The following is a 19122-nucleotide window of genomic DNA, read 5'->3' on the forward strand; positions in this document are numbered from 1 at the left end:
AAAACAAACAATTTCAAACAAAAACAAATGTTAGATGATGAAATAAGAACAGAGGATTGACGTATATTAGCTTAGGTCAGATTTTGTATAAGACGAAAATAAAGTAGGACCTCTTAATCAGTAAGTTATAGAAAGTAAAAGACTTTTGTAATACTTGAATAGATATTTCACGTCCATTTTGTGATGGATTAAATGAACAAAAATGAACAATAATTTAACGGTGTTATCTATTTTTTAAAAAAACAAATAAAAAAAACAAAAAATAAACAAAAAAGTGTTGCTTTTTGTTTGAATGCTTGATATTATATAAACAAAGGAATGGTGGAAACGTTTTTTCGAACATTTTGCAAAATGTTTTCTACTTCTACGTAGCATTTCTTTCTAAAATTTAGGAGGTGGTCAAAATGGCTATTGTTGTTGGTGCAGATCTCAAAGGTACGAGATTAAAAGATGTTGTGAAAAATTTTCTTGTAGAAGAAGGTTTTGAGGTAATTGATGTGACTAAGGACGGACAAGATTTTGTTGATGTTACCTTGGCAGTTGCCTCTGAAGTAAATAAAGATGAGCAAAACTTAGGTATTGTAATTGATGCTTATGGAGCTGGTCCATTCATGGTAGCAACTAAAATTAAAGGTATGGTTGCAGCAGAAGTTTCAGATGAACGCTCAGCTTATATGACACGTGGACATAACAATTCACGAATGATTACGGTTGGCGCTGAAATAGTCGGTGATGAGCTTGCTAAAAACATCGCTAAAGGTTTCGTCAATGGTAAATATGATGGCGGACGTCATCAAATCCGAGTAGATATGCTTAACAAGATGTGTTAAGAAAAGGAGTTAAGGAATGAGAATCGCAATTGGATGTGACCACATTGTCACAGATGAAAAAATGGCAGTATCAGAATTCTTGAAATCAAAAGGACATGAGGTCCTTGATTTCGGGACATATGACCACGCACGTACTCACTACCCTATCTATGGTAAAAAAGTCGGTGAAGCAGTAGTAAGTGGTCAAGCAGACTTGGGAGTATGTATCTGTGGTACAGGTGTCGGCATTAACAATGCAGTCAATAAAGTTCCAGGTGTTCGCTCAGCGTTGGTTCGTGATATGACATCAGCTATATATGCAAAAGAAGAGTTAAATGCGAATGTTATCGGTTTCGGTGGAATGATTACTGGTGGTCTTCTTATGAATGACATCATTGAAGCTTTCATTGAAGCTGAGTACAAACCAACAGAAGAAAATAAAAAATTGATTGCAAAAATCGAACACGTTGAAACACATAATGCACATCAAGCAGATGAAGATTTCTTTACAGAATTCCTTGAAAGATGGGACCGTGGTGACTACCACGATTAAGGTATAACAAATGATTCTGACAGTCACACTAAATCCTTCAGTAGACATCTCTTATCCTCTAGAAACATTGAAAATTGATACAGTGAATAGGGTGAAAGATGTTAGTAAGACAGCTGGTGGAAAAGGCTTAAATGTTACTAGAGTCTTGTATGAATCTGGTGATAAAGTTACTGCTACAGGTTTCTTAGGTGGTAAAATTGGTGAATTTATTGAAAGCGAATTAGAACAATCTCCTGTTAGTCCAGCTTTTTATAAAATCTCAGGAAACACTAGAAACTGTATTGCTATCTTACACGAGGGTAACCAAACAGAAATTTTGGAACAAGGACCAACAATTTCTCATGAAGAAGCAGAAGGCTTTCTTGACCACTATAGCAATCTTATTAAACAATCAGAAGTTGTGACAATTTCAGGAAGTTTACCTTCAGGACTTCCCAACGATTATTATGAAAAACTTATCCAACTTGCTTCGGATGAAGGAGTAGCAGTCGTTTTGGATTGTTCAGGTGCACCTCTTGAAACAGTTCTAAAATCGTCGGCTAAACCTACTGCCATCAAACCTAATAATGAGGAACTTTCACAGTTGCTTGGAAAAGAAGTAACAAAAGATATTGAAGAACTCAAAGACGTTCTTAAAGAGTCACTTTTTAGTGGTATCGAATGGATAGTGGTCTCATTAGGTCGAAACGGTGCCTTTGCAAAACATGGTGATGTTTTCTATAAGGTAGATATTCCTGATATCCCAGTTGTTAATCCAGTCGGATCAGGGGACTCAACGGTAGCTGGTATTGCATCAGCTTTAAATAGTAAAAAAAGTGACGCTGACTTATTAAAACATGCGATGACATTGGGTATGTTAAATGCTCAAGAAACAATGACAGGGCATGTGAATATGACTAATTACGAAACACTAAACTCACAAATTGGAGTAAAAGAGGTATAAAAATGGTACTTACAGAACAGAAACGCAAATCTTTGGAAAAAATTTCAGATAAAAACGGTGTTATCTCAGCTTTGGCATTTGACCAACGTGGTGCTTTGAAACGTTTGATGGCACAGTATCAAGATACAGAACCAACTGTAGCTCAAATGGAAGAACTAAAGGTTTTGGTTGCTGATGAACTTACAAAATACGCTTCTTCAATGTTGCTTGACCCTGAATATGGACTTCCAGCAACAAAAGCATTGGATAAAGAAGCAGGTCTTCTTCTTGCCTATGAAAAAACAGGTTATGATACATCAAGTACAAAACGTTTGCCTGACTGCTTGGATGTTTGGTCTGCAAAACGTATCAAAGAGCAAGGCGCTGATGCCGTTAAGTTCTTGCTTTACTATGATGTAGACAGCTCAGATGAACTTAACCAACAAAAACAAGCTTATATTGAACGTGTTGGTTCTGAATGTGTCGCTGAAGATATTCCTTTCTTCTTGGAAATCCTTGCTTATGATGAAGAAATCTCAGATGCAGGTTCTGTTGAATATGCAAAAGTGAAACCTCGCAAAGTCATTGAAGCGATGAAAGTTTTCTCTGATCCACGCTTTAACATTGATGTTCTTAAAGTAGAAGTACCAGTTAACGTTAAATATGTCGAAGGTTTTGCTGATGGTGAAGTGGTTTACAGTAAAGCTGAAGCTGCTGACTTCTTTAAAGCACAAGAAGAAGCGACTAACCTTCCATACATCTACCTAAGTGCAGGTGTATCTGCTAAATTGTTCCAAGAAACATTGCAATTTGCTCACGACTCAGGTGCCAAGTTTAATGGTGTGCTTTGTGGACGTGCTACTTGGGCAGGATCTGTAGAACCTTACATCAAAGAAGGTGAAAAAGCAGCACGTGAATGGTTGCGTACTACTGGATTCGAAAATATTGATGAACTTAACAAAGTTCTTGTTAAAACAGCTAGTCCATGGACTGATAAAGTATAGTAAAAACATAAAACGGAGGATATTGTTATGAACAGAGAAGAGATGACTCTCTTAGGGTTTGAAATTGTTGCTTATGCTGGAGATGCTCGCTCTAAACTTTTAGAAGCGCTTAAAGCGGCTGAAAATGGTGATTTCGCTAAGGCAGATAGTCTTGTAGTAGAAGCAGGAAGCTGTATTGCAGAGGCTCACAATTCTCAGACAGCTATGTTGGCTCGAGAAGCTTCTGGGGAGGAACTTCCATACAGCGTTACCATGATGCATGGTCAGGACCACTTAATGACTACTGTCTTATTAAAAGATGTGATTCATCACCTCATCGAACTTTATAAAAGAGGAGCAAAATAATGCATAAACTCATTGAACTTATTGAGAAAGGGAAACCGTTCTTTGAGAAAATCTCTCGAAACATCTATCTTCGTGCTATTCGTGATGGATTTATCGCTGGTATGCCAGTCATCCTTTTCTCATCTATCTTTATCCTTATTGCCTATGTCCCAAATGCTTGGGGATTCCACTGGTCAAAAGACATTGAGACCTTCTTGATGACTCCTTATAGCTATTCGATGGGTATCCTAGCATTCTTTGTTGGTGGTACTACCGCTAAAGCTTTGACGGACTCAATGAACCGTGACCTACCTGCGACCAATCAGATTAACTTCTTATCTACGATGCTAGCGTCTATGGTAGGGTTCCTTTTGATGGCAGCTGAGCCTGCAAAAGAAGGAGGCTTCTTGACAGCCTTCACGGGAACAAAAGGTCTTTTGACAGCATTTATTGCAGCCTTTGTGACAGTTAATGTTTACAAGGTCTGTGTGAAAAATAATGTTACTATTCGTATGCCTGAAGAGGTTCCACCAAATATCTCTCAAGTATTTAAAGACTTGATTCCATTCACTGTATCGGTTGTTCTCCTTTATGGATTTGAACTCATTGTTAAGGGAACTCTTGGTGTAACCGTTGCAGAATCAATCGGTACCCTTCTTGCTCCTCTCTTCTCAGCTGCAGATGGTTACCTTGGAATTACACTTATCTTTGGTGCTTATGCCTTCTTCTGGTTTGTTGGTATCCACGGTCCTTCAATTGTCGAACCAGCAATCGCTGCTATCACTTATGCCAATATCGATGCCAACTTGCATCTTATCCAAGCTGGACAACATGCAGATAAAGTTATTACTTCTGGTACTCAAATGTTTATTGTTACCATGGGTGGAACAGGAGCTACATTGATTGTTCCATTCTTGTTCATGTGGATTTGTAAATCAGAACGTAACCGTGCCATCGGACGTGCCTCAGTTGTTCCAACATTCTTTGGGGTTAATGAGCCAATCTTATTTGGTGCACCAATCGTATTGAATCCGATTTTCTTTGTACCGTTCATTTTCGCTCCGATTGTCAACGTTTGGATCTTTAAATTCTTTGTTGACACATTGAACATGAACTCATTCTCTGCCAACCTTCCATGGGTTACTCCTGGTCCGTTGGGAATTGTACTCGGTACTAACTTCCAAGTTCTATCATTTATCTTAGCCGGACTCTTGGTAGTTGTTGATACTATCATTTATTACCCATTTGTTAAGGTATACGATGAACAAATTCTTGAAGAAGAACGTTCTGGTAAAACAAACGATGCTCTTAAAGAAAAAGTAGCTGCAAACTTCAATACTGCTAAAGCAGATGCCGTTCTTGGAAAAGCAGGCGTTGCTAAAGAAGATGTAGCAGCAAACAATAATATCACAAAAGAAACTAATGTCCTTGTTCTTTGTGCAGGTGGAGGTACAAGTGGCTTGCTTGCCAATGCCTTGAACAAAGCAGCAGCAGAATACAATGTTCCAGTCAAAGCGGCAGCGGGTGGTTATGGTGCTCACCGTGAAATGTTGCCAGAGTTTGACTTGGTTATCTTGGCTCCACAGGTCGCTTCAAACTTCGATGATATGAAGGCTGAAACAGATAAATTGGGCATTAAACTTGCAAAAACTGAAGGAGCTCAATATATCAAATTGACACGTGATGGACAAGGTGCTCTTGCATTTGTTCAACAACAGTTTGATTAATAAATTTGTAAAAGTTATTTGAGACGAGATTATTCTTTCAGTTCCTTATAATATTGTTAACCATATCATTGCATTTCATTTCCTTGGTTTCCGGAACTCAGAATATCGTCTCAAATGCTTTTTTTGAAAGGATTTATAGTTATGATTAAAACACTTCCTAAAGATTTTATTTTTGGTGGTGCTACAGCTGCTTATCAAGCAGAAGGTGCGACTCACACGGATGGTAAAGGCCCAGTTGCATGGGATAAGTATCTTGAAGACAATTATTGGTACACAGCAGAGCCTGCAAGTGATTTTTACCATAAATATCCTGTTGATTTAGAATTAGCTGAAAAATATGGCGTTAATGGTATTCGTATTTCAATTGCCTGGTCTCGTATTTTCCCAACTGGCTATGGCGAAGTAAATGAAAAAGGTGTTGAATTCTACCATAATCTTTTTGCCGAGTGCCACAAACGTCATGTTGAGCCATTCGTGACTTTGCACCACTTTGACACACCAGAAGTTCTTCACTCAGATGGAGATTTCTTAAACCGCGAAAATATAGAACACTTTGTAGATTATGCCGCTTTCTGTTTTGAAGAGTTCCCAGAAGTAAACTACTGGACAACTTTCAATGAAATTGGCCCAATTGGAGATGGTCAATACTTGGTTGGTAAATTCCCTCCAGGCATTCAATATGATCTTGCCAAAGTCTTCCAATCACACCACAATATGATGGTTTCTCATGCACGTGCTGTGAAATTGTATAAAGATAAAGGTTATAAAGGCGAAATTGGTGTAGTACATGCGTTGCCAACCAAATACCCTTATGATCCAGAAAATCCAGCAGATGTTCGTGCCGCTGAGTTAGAAGATATCATCCATAACAAATTTATCTTGGATGCAACCTACCTTGGACACTATTCAGATAAAACGATGGAAGGGGTCAACCACATCCTAGCTGAAAATGGTGGAGAACTTGATCTTCGTGATGAAGACTTCCAAGCACTTGAAGCAGCTAAAGATTTGAACGATTTCCTTGGTATCAACTACTACATGAGTGATTGGATGCAAGCCTTTGATGGTGAGACTGAAATCATTCACAATGGTAAGGGTGAAAAAGGAAGTTCTAAGTACCAGATTAAAGGTGTTGGTCGCCGAATCGCACCAGATTATGTGCCTAGAACGGATTGGGACTGGATTATTTATCCTGAAGGCTTGTATGACCAAATCATGCGAGTGAAAAATGATTATCCAAACTACAAGAAGATTTACATCACTGAAAACGGTCTTGGATACAAAGATGAGTTTGTAGATAATACCGTTTATGATGATGGTCGTATTGATTACGTGAAGAAACACTTGGAAGTTTTATCAGACGCAATTGCGGATGGTGCAAATGTTAAAGGTTACTTCATCTGGTCACTTATGGATGTCTTCTCATGGTCAAACGGATACGAAAAACGTTATGGACTATTCTATGTAGACTTTGACACGCAAGAACGCTATCCTAAGAAATCAGCTCATTGGTATAAGAAAGTAGCAGAAACTCAAGTGATAGAGTAATATTACTTGAAAATGTAAAAAATTGTTATCCGATACTTTAGAAAAAGTACAACACTTATTTAGACCAGGCTTTGAAAAGGTATATATTGTTAGTTTCGAAGATTGTCCTATGATTCCTGAGCTTGAAGCTACCCCCGTTGCTAAAATGTGGTAAATGGTATGTTTTAACTAGAAAAGAGTGGATTTGCCATTCTGATTTAGAGTTATCAGCATTTGAATGGGAATTTTTACAATCACTCGATGTAGAAATACGTGAGACTATTCACTTCGAGGTAAATTATTTGCCTTTCCAATAATAAAAAGAAAGGAATTAGTTGTGACTATCGAATTAAAAAACGAGTATCTTACTGTTCAGTTTAAAACACTTGGTGGTCAACTGACTTCGATTAAAGACAAGGATGGGATAGAGTATCTCTGGCAAGCTGATCCAAATTATTGGAATGGACAGGCGCCTATTCTATTTCCTATCTGTGGTAGTTTACGAAATGATTGGGCTATTTATAGACCTCAAGAAAGACCTTTTTTTACAGGTCTTATTCGTAGACATGGTTTTGTTCGAAAAGAAGAATTTATTCTGGAAGAAGTCAATGATAATAGCGTGACCTTTAGTATTAAACCAAATGCTGAGATGCTTGATAATTACCTATATCAGTTTGAACTGAGAGTTGTTTATACCTTGAATGGTAAATCAATTAGAACCGAATTTCAGGTAACGAACTTGGAAATGGAAAAAACAATGCCTTACTTTATTGGAGCCCATCCAGCATTCAATTGTCCTTTAGTAGAAGGTGAAAACTATGAGGATTATTATATTGAATTTAGTGAGGTTGAGTCTTGCTCGATACCAAAGAGTTTTCCTGAGACAGGATTATTAGATTTGCAAGATCGGACACCTTTTTTGGAAAATCAAAAGATTCTCGATTTGGACTACTCACTTTTTTCCCATGATGCCATTACACTTGAACAGCTCAAGTCTCGTAGCGTAACGCTTCGGTCAAGGAAGTCTGGTAAAGGTCTTCGAGTAGATTTTGATGATTTTCCGAACTTGATTCTGTGGTCTACAACTAATAAAAGTCCATTCATTGCTTTGGAACCTTGGAGTGGTCTCTCCACTTCACTTGAAGAAGGTAATTTCTTAGAAGATAAAAGACAGGTAACGAAAATTTCACCTCAAGAAACTTCTAGAAAAATCTATGATATTACTATCCTTAATTAAAATTTGTTATTATTTGAGTCTTCAATAAGATTTGAATACTCTTACCTTGTGATGATAGATTGGTCTTCTCCGTGCCAGTCTTACATCGCAAGGTTTTTAAGTTTTTTGTGGGTCTATGTCAACTGTAGTGGGTGACGAAAAGCTTCAGCATTTTAGCAACATATGTTTTCCTCAAGCTAAATGTTTAATCGCTAAAAGTGGAAAATCAGAAAGTTGTTGAATGTATAGTTAAAATTGCTATGTATTAGGGTGAAATAGATGATTTGAAAGGAGAAATAACTGACATACTAAAAAAAATTCAACAAAAATCTATATAAAAAATAGAAATAAACTAATGATTCAGCATAATCTGAATCACTAGTTTATTTCTATCTATTTTGTTTTCGATAACGTTTTCTTTATCAGGGTTTTGAATAGTAGCATCTTCATTTTTTTCTATCGTTTGTTCTTTGATGATTTCTTTCATTTTATGAGAAAAACTCAAGAAAAGAATTCCTACCACGACAGAAAATCCACCTGATAAAAAATCTCCACTTGCTATGATTCCACCAAATAAACCTATAAATACAAGAAAAGCGCCTATTGAAAGTAATAATATTCGTACAATATTTTCATTTTTCATCCCCATCTCTGATATAATAATATACACAGTCTCAGAAATGAGAACCCTAGCCGCAGCTCCAACTGCGAATGGGGTATTTTTTATAGGTCAAAACTTACTTTTACCGCTTTACCCAAAATTCTTGCTGGATTATTTTCATCAATGATATAAGGATGATAATCATTATTATCGGGCATTAGCATTACAACATCATTAACATGTTTAACTCTTTTGAGAGTCGCTTCAGAGTCGCCGTTTACTATAACTGGTGCAATTTCTCCATCTTCCACAACTGGTTGTCTTCGAATCAACACGTAACTATCAGAAGGGATTGTAGGAACCATGCTATTACCTTTGATTTTTAAATAAAAGACTTCACCAGTGGGCAAGTTTTCGTCTATCTCTTCTCTATATTCTTCAATATTTTCTTCAGCTAAAATAGGATCTCCACAAGCAATTTCTCCCAAAACAGGAATCTGTCTATATTTTTTAACAGGTATTAAATTTTTCGGTATCTCGCCATACCGCGGATCAATCGTAGACTTCAATACGCCAAAATAATCTGCTATGTCGTTAAAGGCAGCGCGCGTTAATGCTGGATTCACTAGCAAAGAAGCCGCTAAAGCTGCTGATGTGCATTTTCAAACGTTGTCCAAATATGAAAAAGATAGTTCTGATATTCCATTTTCTCTTTTAAATGAGCTGTCTAATCTGTATCAAGTTCCTATTAACAATATTTTTTTGGGCAAAGAGTACGCTTTAATCTGTATCATAAATAATAAAAGAAATGAGGTAAAGAATTGAACGAAGTTTCAAAGGACGTTCTGGCAATCGAAGCCCACGAAAAAGCAAAGTCTTAGTCTGATACGCTTAACACTTCTTTACTATTGTTTAAACAAAATTATCCTAATTATTTCTAATTGATTCTATAAGCACTTTACTTAGCGATACATAAAAATTGTGATACAATTCAGTTGTAGTTTTAAAGGATATTATGGTCACTAAGTTACACATATAAATTTTTATGGAGGTGTGGTAATATGGCAAATTTCTACGGAAATGATCCTTTTTTCAACAATGATATGGATGATGTTTTCAATCAATTATTTCGGCGCATGAATAATCAAAATTCGGAGCGTGCACGGTATTTAGTTAATGGACAATCGTTGACACCGGATGAGTTTGCTCAATACCGAGCAACTGGTAAGCTACCCCAAAATAATAAAACAATAGAAGTATCTAAAGATGGTAAACAGGCTGTTAAAAAAGGAGGAATTTTAGAAAAGTTAGGGACTAATTTGACGGAACAGGCTCGTGATGGATTACTAGATCCAGTGATTGGACGTGAGAAAGAGATTCAAGAAACTGCAGAAATTTTGAGTCGTAGAACGAAAAATAATGCAATCTTAGTTGGTGATGCCGGTGTAGGTAAAACTGCAGTCGTCGAAGGTCTGGCACAAGCAATTGTGGCTGGTAAAGTTCCAGAAACGATTCAAGATAAAGAAATCTATTCGATTGATTTATCGTCTTTGGAAGCGGGAACTCAATATCGCGGTTCTTTTGAAGAAAATATTAAACAGCTGGTAGAGGAAGTTAAAGCAGCTGGTAATATTATTCTATTCTTCGATGAAATTCATCAGATTCTCGGCACGGGTGCCACTGGTGGTGAAGATGGTGGCAAAGGATTGGCTGATATCATTAAACCTGCTTTGTCACGTGGCGAGCTGAGTGTAATCGGGGCTACGACTCAAGATGAATATCGCAATACTATTTTGAAAAATGCGGCTTTGGCACGGCGATTCAATGATGTTGTGATTAATGAACCGACGGCCGCTGACACTTTACGTATATTACAAGGTGTTAAAGAGCTGTACGAAAAACATCATCATGTTGTATTACCAGATGATGTTTTGAAGGCGGCTGTGGATTATTCAATCCAATATATACCACAACGCACTTTGCCAGATAAAGCTATCGATTTGATCGACATGACTGCGGCTCATTTAGCGGCTAAAAATTCGCAAACTGATGTTGAGACATTGGATCAACGCCTTAAAAAATTAGAGGAAGCTAAGGAGGCCGCCATTAAAGCGGAGGACTTTACAAAAGCCGCTGATATCAAGAAGTCGATCGAGGAAACCAAGCAAAAAATTAAAGAAACGGATCAAAAAGAAAAAATCACTGCCACGATTGATGATGTGGCACAATCGGTTGAACGTTTAACTGGTATACCAGTTTCTGATATGGGCGCTAATGATATTGAGCGCTTGAAAAATCTTGATAAGCGTCTGAAAAGTAAGGTAATCGGTCAAGATGAAGCGGTTGAAATGGTAGCAAAAGCAATTCGGCGTAACCGTGCGGGCTTTTCAGAGGGTGATCAGCCGATTGGAAGTTTTCTGTTTGTGGGCCCAACTGGCGTAGGAAAGACTGAATTAGCTAAGCAATTAGCCTTAGATATGTTTGGAAATGAAAATGCGATTATTCGGCTAGATATGAGTGAATATGCTGATCGTACAGCTGTGTCGAAATTAATTGGTACCTCGGCTGGATACGTAGGCTATGAAGATAATGCTAATACTCTAACTGAACGGGTTCGGCGTAATCCATATTCCATTGTATTATTAGATGAAATTGAAAAGGCTGATCCACAAGTATTAACGTTACTGTTACAAGTGATGGATGATGGGCGCTTAACGGATGGACAAGGCAATGTCATTAATTTCAAAAATACGATTATTATTGCTACTTCTAATGCTGGCTTTGGTAATGAAGCATTAAGTGGTGACAAGCAACGAGATCAGTCATTAATGGATAAGTTAGCACCATTTTTCCGCCCAGAATTTCTGAACCGTTTTAATGGAATCGTGGAATTTTCACATCTGACTAAGCAAGACTTAAGTCAAATTGTCGATTTGATGTTGGCGGATGTACAAAAAACTTTAGCCAAAAAATCCATCAAACTTGAGGTAACTAAAGCGGCTAAAGATTGGCTGATGGAACAAGGCTATGATGAAGCAATGGGTGCGCGGCCATTACGGCGAGTAATTGAACGACAAATTCGTGATAAGGTAACGGATTTCTACCTTGACCACTTAGATGTCAAAAACTTGAAGGCTGATTTAGTGGATGCTGAGATTGTGATATCGGCAGCTTAGCTTAAATCAGTGTTCATAAATAACTTTATATAAGAGGAGATTTATTGGGAAGGAGATTGCTTGATAGATCTCCTTTTTTCGTTGATTTTCACCATTTGATATTAATCTATTGAGTAATATGGGTAGCGTCAAGAATCTTGTGTAAATGAAATGCCTCCGTACATATAATATGTAGTTAATTTAAATAAAGGATGATTCCAGGGTGTCCTGAAGTCCTTTGAATCCGCGATGGATTCGCTTCATAGACTTCTCGTTGTAGACATTAAACTGAGAAACCAGGAATCGATCCAGTGAATCTTCCGTTGGAAATTGTTCTTTGTGGTTGGTGTTGCGTTTGAGATGTTTGTTAAAGTTCTCAATGAAGTTGGTTGAATACAATGAACCGCGAATAGCTGGTGGGAAATCCATGAAAGTGAGCAGATTCGGCATTTTAAGCAGATTTTTGATTAACTTGGGATAGGTCTGATGCCAGTTGTTGGCGAAGTCATTCAATTTTCGTACCTGGCATGACATTTAGTGGGACTTCTGAACGAAATGAAGTTGATTACTGATGAATATAACTAGGAAATGACGCAATCGATTGGGGATATGGACCTTGAAGATGCCAAAATTAGCATAGAAGATCTAAGTGTTTATACGAACGATGATCAAACCTATTTCGTCGTTTTTGATCTCAAATATGAAGGATTGGATTCAAATCAAGTCCTTGTTTATGTAGCATCCGATCACGTCAGTTATTCCAATATAATCGATCATTATGAGCTAATCGCAACAAATACCAAATTAAAAAAGTGGAATAGATGATGGCTATTTTCGAAAAAGTCTCTTACTTTATTTCTATCGATCATCGGTAAAGTATCGTCGGTCGGTCACAAATCAAGTCAAACACCTGGAACGGGTGACGAGCAATGAATTTGATCAATTCAAAAATAAAGTAGCTTTTGAAAAGCTGCAGCGTGAAATCGAACAAGCAAAAATGAGTCAAGAGTCAGACCTATTCAATTAGGAGAAAGAGGAAAGTCATGGAAAATTATTACTTTATCAATAGCGTGGATCCAGAGAACCAAATGATGCGTATTCAAGAAGTGGGTGCTGGCGAAATGAGTGCGCAACAGGTACGTATCACGAAAGAGGATGCCGATGTTTATTCTTTAATGTTGGATGAAGCAACGCAAGAAGGGGAGCCGCTGATCGTTCAGCTGGATCTAAAATAAAGTCAAAATCAGCCGTAGAAAAAATTTTTTCGACCAGTACAAATAAAAACCGATTTTCTTTTTTTAGAAAGTCGGCTTTTAATAACGAAGCTAATTTAGTTGAAGTAGTTGCTCAATAATCGAAGAGCTGCCTGGTAAAAATAAAAGTAGACTACCTATGACTAACAAGATCCCTAAAACAAAACAGGCTATTACGAATTTGGTTGATCTAGATACTTCTTTATTTGAAACACTTATGATCAACAAAGTTATACCGACAGCTAACGTTAAAAAATACCAAAATCCCATTGTTATCGCCCACTTTCTTTGAATAGTTTTTACTTTCAAACTGTTTAATAAATTTTATCATAGACAAGAAGAACTAATCCTTGTACAAGAAAAATATATGTAAAGTTTAAACTTTCTTATACTATATAGGTTGAATTAAATACTTTACATCCGCACGCACAGTCGGTCAATCACTACCAAGCCAGGTAAAAGCAAAGGGGCTATCTTTGCGTATCGCTCAAAATCAAGCATGATTGGCGGACGTGGCGTTGTTCTGACTTCCGAAGAAGCGATTCACGAAAACAAAGATACATTTACGCATTGGACACCCAACGTTTATCGTTATGGAACATATGCAGACGAAAATCGCTCATATACTAAAGGGCATTCTGAAAATAATTTAAGACAAATCAATACATTCTTTATTGATTTTGATATTCACACGGCAAAAGAAACTATTTCAGCAAGTGATATTTTAACAACAGCTATTGATTTAGGTTTTATGCCTACTATGATTATCAAATCTGATAAAGGTTATCAAGCATATTTTGTTTTAGAAACTCCAGTCTATGTGACTTCAAAATCAGAATTTAAATCTGTCAAAGCAGCCAAAATAATCTCGCAAAATATCCGAGAATATTTTGGAAAGTCTTTGCCAGTTGATCTAACGTGCAATCATTTTGGGACTGCTCGCATACCAAGAACGGACAATGTAGAATTTTTTGATCCCAATTACCGTTATTCTTTCAAAGAATGGCAAGATTGGTCTTTCAAACAAACAGATAATAAGGGCTTTACTCGTTCAAGTCTAACGGTTTTAAGCGGTACAAAAGGCAAAAAACAAGTAGATGAACCCTGGTTTAATCTCTTATTGCACGAAACGAAATTTTTAGGAGAAAAGGGTTTAGTAGGGCGCAATAGCGTTATGTTTACCCTCTCTTTAGCTTACTTTAGTTCAGGCTATTCAATCGAAACGTGCGAATATAATATGTTTGAGTTTAATAATCGATTAGATCAACCCTTAGAAGAAAAAGAAGTAATCAAAATTGTTAGAAGTGCCTATTCAGAAAACTATCAAGGGGCTAATAGGGAATACATTACCATTCTTTGCAAAGCTTGGGTATCAAGTGATTTAACCAGTAAAGATTTATTTGTCCGTCAAGGGTGGTTTAAATTCAAGAAAAAAAGAAGCGAACGTCAACGTGTTCATTTGTCAGAATGGAAAAAAGATTTAATGGCTTATATTAGCGAAAAAAGCGATGTATACAAGCCTTATTTGGTGACGACTAAAAAAGAGATTAGAGAAACGCTAGGCATTCCTGAGCGGACATTAGATAAATTGCTGAAGGTACTGAAAGCGAACCAGGAAATTTTCTTTAAGATTAAATCAGGAAGAAATGGTGGTATTCAACTTGCTAGTGTTAAATCATTGTTGCTATCGATCATTAAAGTAAAAAAAGAAGAAAAAGAAAGCTATATAAAGGCGCTGACAAATTCTTTTGACTTAGAGCATACATTCATTCAAGAGACTTTAAACAAGCTAGCAGAACGCCCCAAAACGGACACACAACTCGATTTGTTTAGCTACGATACAGGCTGAAAATAAAACCCGCACTATGCCATTACATTTATATCTATGATACGTGTTTGAAAGAGAAGACGAAAACGGAGATAAAAAATATTTTATCGGTACATTTCAAAGCGATAAGTTGAAACGACTCACTCCATATAAAGATGATAAAGAGGAATTGGCTCAACAGCTTAAAAAACAGCAAGACCAACATAGAGAACAAAAGCAAGAACAAACGATAGCTTTACAAAGAGAAGAAGAAAAATAAAGGAGAATGAGCTATGAATTTTCTACAAAATAATTTCCAAACTTTATATTTAGGTGCAGCTGCAGGAGATATTCAAGGAAGAATTTCCGGAGCATTAACAACAGTTCAATCCGTATTGACAGGTATACAAGATCGTCAAAAAGCATTTAGATGAAGCGGAAACAATCGTGATTGCGACCGACAGCGACCGAGAAGGTGAAGCAATCGCCCGCTTGATTATCAATCTTTCGGGAAATAGCCGGAAAACCATTAAACGTTTATGGATCAACTCGCTTGAAACTAGCGAAATCAAAAAAGGATTTCAAAATCTGAAGGACGGACAGGCGTTTTATTCCACTTACAAAGAAGCAGAAACCCGACAAATCGCTGATTGGCTGGTAGGAATCAATCTCACCCGTCTTTACACGCTTTATATGCAGAAAAACGGCATGAGAGGCGTGTTTAGCGTTGGACGCGTCCAAACCCCGACTTTGTTCTTGATTTACCAACGCAACGAAGAAATCAAACATTTCGTCAGCAAGCTATTTTATGAGTTGTATGCCACTTTCACACACTCGAATGGTAAGTACAAAGGGAAATACAAAGAGCGGTTTGATACACTCGAAAACCTTGACGGGTTCAAAGAAACCAATCAGCTAGAGCAAGCGGAGAATGCCGAAGTAACAAATGTCAAAGTGGAAGAAAAACGGTAGTATGCGCCGAAACTCTTTAGCTTGTCTGATTTACAATCTTTCGCGAACAAACGCTTTAAGTACAGTGCCGAAAAAACGCTTTCGATCGCTCAAAAACTCTATGAAAAAAAGGTGCTTTCTTATCCAAGAAGCGATACCAATTATATTGGTAGCCCCGAATTTGACTACCTGAAAAGCAACCTCAGTCGGTATCTCGAACTAGCAGGAGTGGGCATTTCCGAACCGCAGCTAAACGAAAATAAACGGTATGTAGATGGAAGCAAAGTACAAGAACACTATGCGATTATTTCAACGAAGACATTGCCGAAGCTCAGTGATGTAACGAAAGACGAAAAAAACATTTATCTTCTGGTCTTGTATCGTACCCTCGCAATTTTTAAAAAGCCGTATATCTATGACGAAACGACCATTGATACAGCGATCAATCAGGTTCTGTTCCAATCAAAAGGGAAGACAGAAAAAGAGCGTGGATGGAAACGACTATATAAACAGGAAGAAAAAGACAAGGACGACCCACTTTTACCAGAAGTAACCGTCAATGATTCAGTGGCTTTCGCCCTTGAAACAAAGGAAGGGAAAACCCAACCACCCAATTACTATACAGAGGGCACACTGCTAACCGCCATGAAACATGTCGGACGGGCAATGGACGATAAAGACAGCAAAGACATTCTTAAAGAAACCGAAGGGATTGGAACCGAGGCCACTAGAGCCAGTATCATTGAAACCTTGAAGAAACAGGACTACATCACGATCAGTAAGAGTAAAATCTATGTGACAGAAAAAGGCGAATTGTTGTGCCGCATAATTGCAGAGGACGAAATCGCCAATGCCGGCATGACTGCCCAATGGGAACGCTATTTGAAAAAGATCCGAAGCCAACAAGGCACACAAGAAGCTTTTTTAGACAGTATCGAGCGGTTTGTGCAGCACCTCATTGAAAAAGTGCCACAAAACTTCCAAGACAAAAAAGAAAACATTGCAGATGTAGCCGGTCATATGGAACAAGAAAATGTGATGGGTACGTGTCCGAAATGTCAAAACAGCGTAGTAGACAAAGGAAAATTTTATGGCTGTTCGGGCTACAAAGACGGTTGCAAATTTACGCTTCCTAAAAGATGGAGCCAAAAAGCACTCACAAAGAAAAATGTCCAAGATTTATTAAGCAAAAGAGAAACGAGTTTAATCAAAGGGTTCAAAAGTAAAAAAGGAAGCAATTTCTCGGCAAAGTTAACACTGAATGACGAAATGAAATTAGCTTTTGAATTTCCAAAAAAATAAAAACACAAGATCTAGACCTTGCCCCTTTTGGAAAAAAGGGGCAAGCCCCCAAAATCGTCTCAGTCACCCAGTTGTAATAGCCTAAAACTGAATAACACTTAAATAAGTCAAGGAACGGGTAAGTATTTTTTGGCAGACCACCAAAAAATCTCCACCCTCACAGTCCTTGACTTCTTTATTTTTGGCTGTGGGCTGTCGTCGCCGACAGTCAAACCAGTTGTAAAAAATATTTGCTATCTTGCCTGTCGCTAAAATAGTGTACCGCCAAAAAACGCTTGAAAGGAATTTTTCTTTTGCTCGCTTGTTGCTTTGTAAGAATAAGTAGCTATTCTGCAAATAACCCTAATATTTCGTATTTCTCTAAAAAACCAGTGTTTGAGAGGGAAGTTCTACGCTCATTTCAGATTGATCTATGGGTAACTATCCATGAAAATGCCTGTAAACCGCTCTTTTTTCAGTTTTTTTAAAGAGAGAGAAAATAAAAATAAAATACCAACTTTTTACGTATATTAATAACGAAGGACTTAAATATAGGATGATCAAAGGAGGCGTTCTTATGTATGAAGACGAATGGAGAGAATACTATGCAACCAAAAATGAGAGCATACATATTACGAGAAACAAACTCATTTTCCAATGCAATGAAGGAATCGCTCTGTCTACTCATAAAACGGAAATTGAAAGAACCATGCATGCATTGGCACTTAAACTCTTATTACTGGAGTTAAATTCATATGATTTTTAATCTGCAAAAAAGTTTATAGCACCGTCGCTTATACCAGAAAATATAACAAACGCCGCATTGTTTTTTTGTGCACTTTAATAATCTATTCAACTAAGGAATTAAGCTGGCTGTCAAGAGAGTAATATCGTATTGAATCTCAGGTGGAAATTTTCTGCGGTATCTTTTTTGACTGAAATGACATTAGTGTCTTTTGGGGATTGTGTATGTAAGTATTTTTTAAAATCATTTTAATAAGTTTTGGACAAAAATTCTCATGAAAAAACAGAATTTAAATAGCATGATAAATTAGAGAAGATAGTTTAATGTGCTTATAGGAACACCCCACTTTTACAGTCACAATCAATAACCTTGCTACTTTCTTTCGAAATTGATAAGAGTCTAAAGGATTGACAACGCTTGATAGTGAGCATAAACTTAATGTACGCTAGTCAGTTTACAAGTGTAAACTAAAAAAGTATGATGTGTCGTCTCTGAAATTCTCCCTGATTCAAGTCATAACCAGAGTACATATCGGTTATTTTTTGATTCCATATTTTTTCCTTTATGTGCTGAGGATTAAGGGGTACCAATTGTAATTGCGCGTTATATGGTCTTTGTTTAGAATCGCTCTCCAAAAAATCAATTTTTTTGCATAGAATTTTTAGATGTGGTACCATTAATTAGAATTATTATAAATAAGAAGTAGGTATCATTGTTTCAGTACAAAGACTAGGAGGAATGGAAGATGGAAATAGACTACAAGGATCATGGGAAGAAGCCGTATATCATTAATATTGAAGACGCCACCACAGGAAATGATAATTACCGGACGACCATTTGGACAGGCAGTAAACTGCAAGTCACCGTAATGTCCATTCAACCGGGCGATGACATCGGTTTGGAAGTGCACGAAGGCATTGACCAATTTATCCGTATTGAAGAAGGAGAAGGCGTGTGTAAAATGGGGCCTTCTAAAGATAACTTACATGTTCAACAAAAAGTGATGGATGATGACGCCGTATTTGTTCCGGCGGACATGTGGCACAACATCGAAAACACCGGTGATAAGCCGCTCAGACTGTATACCATTTATGCTGGTCCAGATCACCTTGAAGGAACGGTTCACCCTACTCATGAAGACGCCAAAAACGATCCAAACGAACACTGAGGTACACTAGGATGAAACAAAAGCCCTGCACCCGTATGGATGGTCCACTGGTGCAGGTCTTTTTTATAAAGGAGAGAAG

18 protein-coding genes and 4 pseudogenes are annotated in these 19122 nt (G+C 37.4%); 19 read left to right on the top strand and 3 right to left on the bottom strand.

Annotated elements, in window-relative coordinates; genetic code table 11:
• Positions 1-404 precede the first annotated feature (404 nt).
• From lacA to RBL01_RS02670, 9 genes and pseudogenes are all read left to right on the top strand, one after another.
• On the top strand, positions 405-830 hold the full coding sequence (gene lacA / locus RBL01_RS02630; RefSeq protein ID WP_002290555.1) for a galactose-6-phosphate isomerase subunit LacA: 426 nt from the start codon (positions 405-407) through the stop codon (positions 828-830).
• 16 nt (positions 831-846) lie between these two features.
• On the top strand, positions 847-1362 hold the full coding sequence (gene lacB, locus RBL01_RS02635; RefSeq protein WP_002345825.1) for a galactose-6-phosphate isomerase subunit LacB: 516 nt from the start codon (positions 847-849) through the stop codon (positions 1360-1362).
• 10 nt (positions 1363-1372) lie between these two features.
• The gene (lacC, locus tag RBL01_RS02640; RefSeq protein WP_002290553.1) at positions 1373-2305 is read left to right on the top strand and encodes a tagatose-6-phosphate kinase; all 933 of its coding nucleotides are present in this window, start codon (positions 1373-1375) and stop codon (positions 2303-2305) included.
• A 2-nt stretch (positions 2306-2307) separates the two neighbouring features.
• Positions 2308-3288, top strand: coding sequence for a tagatose-bisphosphate aldolase (gene lacD / locus RBL01_RS02645; RefSeq protein WP_002290551.1), 981 nt, complete (start codon positions 2308-2310; stop codon positions 3286-3288).
• Between the two features lie 27 nt (positions 3289-3315).
• Entirely contained in the window at positions 3316-3633 is a 318-nt protein-coding gene (locus tag RBL01_RS02650) for a PTS lactose/cellobiose transporter subunit IIA (protein WP_002290550.1), read from the top strand.
• Positions 3633-5339, top strand: coding sequence for a lactose-specific PTS transporter subunit EIIC (locus tag RBL01_RS02655; protein WP_002343085.1), 1707 nt, complete (start codon positions 3633-3635; stop codon positions 5337-5339). The genes RBL01_RS02650 and RBL01_RS02655 overlap by 1 nt, the downstream gene beginning before the upstream one ends.
• Positions 5340-5480: 141 nt before the next feature.
• Positions 5481-6887 carry a 6-phospho-beta-galactosidase gene (lacG, locus tag RBL01_RS02660; protein WP_010718300.1) on the top strand — a complete coding sequence of 469 codons (1407 nt, stop codon included), beginning with the start codon at positions 5481-5483 and terminating at the stop codon, positions 6885-6887.
• Positions 6888-6909: 22 nt separating this feature from the next.
• Positions 6910-7183, top strand: a pseudogene (locus RBL01_RS02665) (DUF3884 family protein).
• Positions 7184-7203: 20 nt separating this feature from the next.
• Complete coding sequence (locus tag RBL01_RS02670) at positions 7204-8103, top strand: aldose 1-epimerase family protein (protein ID WP_010718299.1); 900 nt, start codon at positions 7204-7206, stop codon at positions 8101-8103.
• Positions 8104-8458: 355 nt separating this feature from the next.
• Here the strand turns inward: RBL01_RS02670 and RBL01_RS02675 are convergent.
• Together RBL01_RS02675 and RBL01_RS02680 are read right to left on the bottom strand one after the other, a co-directional pair.
• A pseudogene (locus RBL01_RS02675) lies at positions 8459-8725 on the bottom strand (DNA polymerase III subunit epsilon); the annotation flags it as partial.
• Positions 8726-8805: 80 nt separating this feature from the next.
• On the bottom strand, positions 8806-9309 hold the full coding sequence (locus RBL01_RS02680; RefSeq protein ID WP_002342445.1) for a LexA family protein: 504 nt from the start codon (positions 9307-9309) through the stop codon (positions 8806-8808).
• On the opposite strand from RBL01_RS02680, the gene RBL01_RS02685 reads away from it, so the two are divergent.
• Together RBL01_RS02685 and clpL are read left to right on the top strand one after the other, a co-directional pair.
• Positions 9272-9508 (top strand): helix-turn-helix transcriptional regulator, encoded by a 237-nt coding sequence (locus RBL01_RS02685; RefSeq protein ID WP_071243184.1) that lies wholly within the window; start codon positions 9272-9274, stop codon positions 9506-9508. The genes RBL01_RS02680 and RBL01_RS02685 overlap by 38 nt on opposite strands.
• Before the next feature lie 236 nt (positions 9509-9744).
• Positions 9745-11859, top strand: coding sequence for an ATP-dependent protease ClpL (clpL, locus tag RBL01_RS02690; RefSeq protein WP_410779638.1), 2115 nt, complete (start codon positions 9745-9747; stop codon positions 11857-11859).
• A gap of 180 nt (positions 11860-12039) precedes the next feature.
• Here the strand turns inward: clpL and RBL01_RS02695 are convergent.
• Positions 12040-12354: pseudogene (locus tag RBL01_RS02695) on the bottom strand (transposase); the annotation flags it as partial.
• A 72-nt stretch (positions 12355-12426) separates the two neighbouring features.
• Between RBL01_RS02695 and RBL01_RS02700 the strand changes: the two are divergent.
• The 8 genes and pseudogenes from RBL01_RS02700 (at position 12427) to RBL01_RS02735 (ending at position 19043) form a co-directional block, all read left to right on the top strand.
• On the top strand, positions 12427-12663 hold the full coding sequence (locus tag RBL01_RS02700; protein ID WP_002341366.1) for a hypothetical protein: 237 nt from the start codon (positions 12427-12429) through the stop codon (positions 12661-12663).
• Positions 12664-12881: 218 nt separating this feature from the next.
• Positions 12882-13073, top strand: a complete 192-nt coding sequence (locus RBL01_RS02705; RefSeq protein ID WP_002314345.1) for a hypothetical protein — start codon at positions 12882-12884, stop codon at positions 13071-13073.
• 517 nt (positions 13074-13590) lie between these two features.
• The gene (locus RBL01_RS02710; protein WP_063285975.1) at positions 13591-14940 is read left to right on the top strand and encodes a primase C-terminal domain-containing protein; all 1350 of its coding nucleotides are present in this window, start codon (positions 13591-13593) and stop codon (positions 14938-14940) included.
• Between the two features lie 43 nt (positions 14941-14983).
• Positions 14984-15178 carry a hypothetical protein gene (locus tag RBL01_RS02715; RefSeq protein ID WP_002311030.1) on the top strand — a complete coding sequence of 65 codons (195 nt, stop codon included), beginning with the start codon at positions 14984-14986 and terminating at the stop codon, positions 15176-15178.
• Between the two features lie 13 nt (positions 15179-15191).
• On the top strand, positions 15192-15332 hold the full coding sequence (locus RBL01_RS02720; protein WP_002316998.1) for a hypothetical protein: 141 nt from the start codon (positions 15192-15194) through the stop codon (positions 15330-15332).
• 13 nt (positions 15333-15345) lie between these two features.
• Positions 15346-17151: pseudogene (locus RBL01_RS02725) on the top strand (DNA topoisomerase).
• 556 nt (positions 17152-17707) lie between these two features.
• On the top strand, positions 17708-17896 hold the full coding sequence (locus RBL01_RS02730; RefSeq protein ID WP_038809792.1) for a hypothetical protein: 189 nt from the start codon (positions 17708-17710) through the stop codon (positions 17894-17896).
• Positions 17897-18620: 724 nt separating this feature from the next.
• Positions 18621-19043 carry a cupin domain-containing protein gene (locus tag RBL01_RS02735; RefSeq protein ID WP_002307506.1) on the top strand — a complete coding sequence of 141 codons (423 nt, stop codon included), beginning with the start codon at positions 18621-18623 and terminating at the stop codon, positions 19041-19043.
• Positions 19044-19122 lie beyond the last annotated feature (79 nt).

The organism is Enterococcus sp. SB12, assembly GCF_030910025.2.
Lineage (GTDB): Bacteria > Bacillota > Bacilli > Lactobacillales > Enterococcaceae > Enterococcus_B > Enterococcus_B faecium.

Coding starts and splice junctions, on each gene's coding strand:
- lacA (WP_002290555.1), top strand. CDS start 405: ATGGCTATTGTTGTTGGTGCAGATCTCAAAGGTACGAGATTAAAAGAT.
- lacB (WP_002345825.1), top strand. CDS start 847: ATGAGAATCGCAATTGGATGTGACCACATTGTCACAGATGAAAAAATG.
- lacC (WP_002290553.1), top strand. CDS start 1,373: ATGATTCTGACAGTCACACTAAATCCTTCAGTAGACATCTCTTATCCT.
- lacD (WP_002290551.1), top strand. CDS start 2,308: ATGGTACTTACAGAACAGAAACGCAAATCTTTGGAAAAAATTTCAGAT.
- RBL01_RS02650 (WP_002290550.1), top strand. CDS start 3,316: ATGAACAGAGAAGAGATGACTCTCTTAGGGTTTGAAATTGTTGCTTAT.
- RBL01_RS02655 (WP_002343085.1), top strand. CDS start 3,633: ATGCATAAACTCATTGAACTTATTGAGAAAGGGAAACCGTTCTTTGAG.
- lacG (WP_010718300.1), top strand. CDS start 5,481: ATGATTAAAACACTTCCTAAAGATTTTATTTTTGGTGGTGCTACAGCT.
- RBL01_RS02685 (WP_071243184.1), top strand. CDS start 9,272: ATGTCGTTAAAGGCAGCGCGCGTTAATGCTGGATTCACTAGCAAAGAA.
- clpL (WP_410779638.1), top strand. CDS start 9,745: ATGGCAAATTTCTACGGAAATGATCCTTTTTTCAACAATGATATGGAT.
- RBL01_RS02700 (WP_002341366.1), top strand. CDS start 12,427: ATGACGCAATCGATTGGGGATATGGACCTTGAAGATGCCAAAATTAGC.
- RBL01_RS02705 (WP_002314345.1), top strand. CDS start 12,882: ATGGAAAATTATTACTTTATCAATAGCGTGGATCCAGAGAACCAAATG.
- RBL01_RS02710 (WP_063285975.1), top strand. CDS start 13,591: ATGATTGGCGGACGTGGCGTTGTTCTGACTTCCGAAGAAGCGATTCAC.
- RBL01_RS02720 (WP_002316998.1), top strand. CDS start 15,192: ATGAATTTTCTACAAAATAATTTCCAAACTTTATATTTAGGTGCAGCT.
- RBL01_RS02730 (WP_038809792.1), top strand. CDS start 17,708: ATGTATGAAGACGAATGGAGAGAATACTATGCAACCAAAAATGAGAGC.
- RBL01_RS02735 (WP_002307506.1), top strand. CDS start 18,621: ATGGAAATAGACTACAAGGATCATGGGAAGAAGCCGTATATCATTAAT.